The following is a 330-nucleotide window of genomic DNA, read 5'->3' on the forward strand; positions in this document are numbered from 1 at the left end:
CCGGATGACGGACAGTTCATCAAAATAGAGGGCACATCGGAATTTAAGAAAAAGCGTTATCTGACAGGCAAAATTAAAGTTCTGAAAGAGACATCTTCAGTCAGTCGTAAAAGCTGGAAATGGGAAGGATTTCAGATTTCAATGCCCGACTTTATTGCTGATAAGCAGGAAGATGTTAAACCTCCCGACATAAGGATCAGTGCTGAGGGCCAGGTTATTATTGACTATAAAACCGAGATAGCAAACCAGAAACAGGAAAATAATAACAGGATACTAAGTATTGACTACGGCTTGAGAAAACTGTTGGTGATAACCTGTTTTGAAATGACG

At 39.7% G+C, this 330-nt stretch carries 1 protein-coding gene; it reads left to right on the plus strand.

What is annotated here, in order from left to right:
• Window positions 1-330: hypothetical protein (locus tag HXW94_RS19030; RefSeq protein WP_178368443.1), on the plus strand; the 330-nt coding region annotated here is incomplete at both ends.

The organism is Desulfobacter latus (genome assembly GCF_013389365.1).
Classification (GTDB): Bacteria; Desulfobacterota; Desulfobacteria; order Desulfobacterales; family Desulfobacteraceae; genus Desulfobacter; species Desulfobacter latus.